This window comes from Terribacillus halophilus (assembly GCF_900162685.1).
In the GTDB taxonomy this organism is placed as follows: domain Bacteria; phylum Bacillota; class Bacilli; order Bacillales; family Amphibacillaceae; genus Terribacillus; species Terribacillus halophilus_A.
Map to the genome: position 1 here is coordinate 1 of NZ_LT727822.1, position 2665 is coordinate 2665.

At 44.2% G+C, this 2665-nt stretch carries 3 protein-coding genes; all 3 read right to left on the minus strand.

Annotated features, from left to right (window positions below; translation table 11 throughout):
* The coding region (locus tag B1K52_RS00375; protein ID WP_077303965.1) for an L-rhamnose isomerase at positions 1 to 853 on the minus strand (853 nt) is incomplete at its 3' end.
* 12 nt (positions 854 to 865) lie between these two features.
* Positions 866 to 1180 carry an L-rhamnose mutarotase gene (rhaM, locus tag B1K52_RS00380; RefSeq protein WP_077303968.1) on the minus strand — a complete coding sequence of 105 codons (315 nt, stop codon included), beginning with the start codon at positions 1178 to 1180 and terminating at the stop codon, positions 866 to 868.
* The gene (gene rhaB, locus B1K52_RS00385) at positions 1164 to 2597 is read right to left on the minus strand and encodes a rhamnulokinase (RefSeq protein ID WP_077303973.1); all 1434 of its coding nucleotides are present in this window, start codon (positions 2595 to 2597) and stop codon (positions 1164 to 1166) included. The genes rhaM and rhaB overlap by 17 nt, the downstream gene beginning before the upstream one ends.
* Positions 2598 to 2665: the final 68 nt, after the last annotated feature.

The following is a 2665-nucleotide window of genomic DNA, read 5'->3' on the forward strand; positions in this document are numbered from 1 at the left end:
GCAGTGCAATTTTGTCTGTAAAAACTTGCATGCCGCTAATTTTATTCGACACCATTTCTGTCGGGTGATAATGACCTGTGTCCATGAGCAAATATTTGCCTCGTGTCAAAGCGTAACCCATGTAAAATTCATGTGAGCCCACTACATAAGACTCGGAACCAATTCCAAAAAGCTTGCTTTCCAAAGCATCTATATTGTACTTTTCATCAATTTCCACTGCGAATACTTGATCAAGCGAATTCTTCAGCCTTTTTCGCGGCGTTAATCGGTCACTTGGAACGTCTTTATAACCATCCGGAATCCAAATATTCGTCAGACTTGGCGTGCCAAGTTCTTTACCGAAGTACTCTCCAATTCTACGTGAGGCAATGCAATGTTCGATCCAGAATTGACGAATTTCCTCATCTGGATGTGCAAGTGTCAGTCCATCAGCTGCTTTTGAATGGGAAAAAATAGTTGGATTAAAGTCAAGGCCAAGGTCATGCTGTTTCGCCCATTCAACCCAATTACGGAAATGCTCGGGCTTTATTTCATTACGTTCAACATGCTGGCCATCCGTTTCGGCATAAATAGCATGCAAATTAATTCGATGTTTCCCGGGAATCAAACGCAGCGCCATTTCCAAGTCGGAACGCAGCTCTTCTGGTGTTGTTGCTTTTCCAGGATAATTACCAGTCACATCAATGCCGCCTGATAGTTCGTTCTGCTGCACTTCAAACCCGCCGATGTCATCACCTTGCCAACAGTGAATACTAAGTGGTACCGCTTTCAATTTTTCCAGTGCTGCTTCTACGTCTACTCCAAGTGTCTCGTACATCGATCTCGCCATTTCATACGCTTTGATTACTGTCATTTATATTCCTCCTTAAGCTAAATGAAATACTTCTTTTAATGATTCGCTAACTGGACTATGATCTGGATTCGTCTGCATGATATCCTGCATATACACCCACCAGCGCTGACATACCTCTGTTTCAGCGATATGCGCATGTAATTCCTCTGATTCAGCTTCTAAGTAAGCAAATAACATTGCCGTAGGTTCGTGCAGGAAGATACCATAGTTGCTGACACCATGTTCTTTTAGCACTTGCTCCATCTCCGGCCAAAGCTGATCGTGGCGCTTCTTGTACTCCTCGAATTTATCTCGATACACGTACATAACACTAGCTTTTCGAATCATAAACTGTACTTCCTTTCTCTGCACCAGCTGGTGAGAAGGTTCGCAGTGGGAAGGACGACCTTATTAGCTGTCTTCCGGCATCCAAGGAAGCAAGCTCACCCGCTGCTATCATCTGTACAATCAGGTTACCAAGCGCAGTTGCTTCTGTAGGTCCTGCTATTACTTGTAAACCGCTGTAGTCAGCGGTCAGCTGATTCAGAATTTGGTTTTGTGCGCCGCCGCCTACTATGTGAAGTGTCTGCAGTTTTTCTTCTGTAAGCCCTTGCAATTCTATCAATGCTTCCCTATAAATAACTGCCAAATTATGAAAGACTGTAAAACTCAGCTCTCCAATCGTCTTCGGCACGTACTGTTCTGTTTCCCGGCAATAATCCTGCAGTTCTTCAATCATATTATCCGGCTTCAGAAAGCGGACATCATTCAAATGAACGGTCGGCGGTTGCTTTAAATCGGCCTTTATCGCCTCTTCCACTATTTCAGCGTAATTATAATCTACTGGATATAATCTTCTAATCTCCTGGATTATCCACATACCAATAATATTTTTTAAATAGCGGTATGTTTGGTCGACACCCCACTCATTCGTGAAATTTAACTCCAGACTGCTGTCATCCAGTATCGGCTGCTTGCGCTCTGTGCCAAGCAGTGACCATGTACCACTGCTCAAATAAGCCCAATTCTCATCGCTTGCAGGCACACCGGCAATGGCTGATGCTGTATCATGCGAACCTACTGCAATGACCTTACAATCTGGCAAGTCATATGCATCTCGCAGCTTTTCATGAATACTACCAATCACAGTGCCTGGTTCAACCAGTTCTGCAAACTGACTGGTATGAACACCTGCCAGATTTAGAAGCTCTTCATCAAGAGTACGATTAAGCGGATTCAGAAGCTGCATTGTAGAAGCATTTGTTGCCTCCATTAGCTTCTTTCCTGTCAGCCGGTAATTCAAATAATCAGGTACAAGCAGTATCTTGTCCGTCTGACTAATAATTTCCTTTTCTTCTGAAGCAAGCTGGTAAAGACTGTTGAAAGGCTGGAACTGAATGCCTGTTTTACGATAGATTTCGTTCTTCGACATCGTTTCCCACACTTGTTCCATTACGCCATCTGTCCGGGAATCCCGGTAAGCGATCACATCTCGCAACCGCTCACCATCCTTCCCAAGCAGTACATAATCAACTGCCCACGTATCTATTCCAAGCGTACAAGCAGTAATACCCTGCAGTTTGGCAATTTGCAACCCGCCAAGAATCTGTTCCTCCAAATGGTCAATATCCCAGCAGTTAAATTCTCCTTGTTTCTGATAGCCATTTGCAAAACGATGAATCTCCTGTATAACAAGCTTCCCTTCTTTCAGTTCACCTGTGACAAGACGACCGCTTGACGCACCGATATCAACCGCTATATGCATATGATATCCCCCTTATCTTGTAAAGGCAGCCGGAACGCCGCCGTCTACTGTGATCATGCAGCCTGTTG

Excerpts from the sequence above, each read along its gene's own strand:
- rhaM (WP_077303968.1), bottom strand. The coding sequence starts at position 1,180 with ATGATTCGAAAAGCTAGTGTTATGTACGTGTATCGAGATAAATTCGAG.
- rhaB (WP_077303973.1), bottom strand. The coding sequence starts at position 2,597 with ATGCATATAGCGGTTGATATCGGTGCGTCAAGCGGTCGTCTTGTCACA.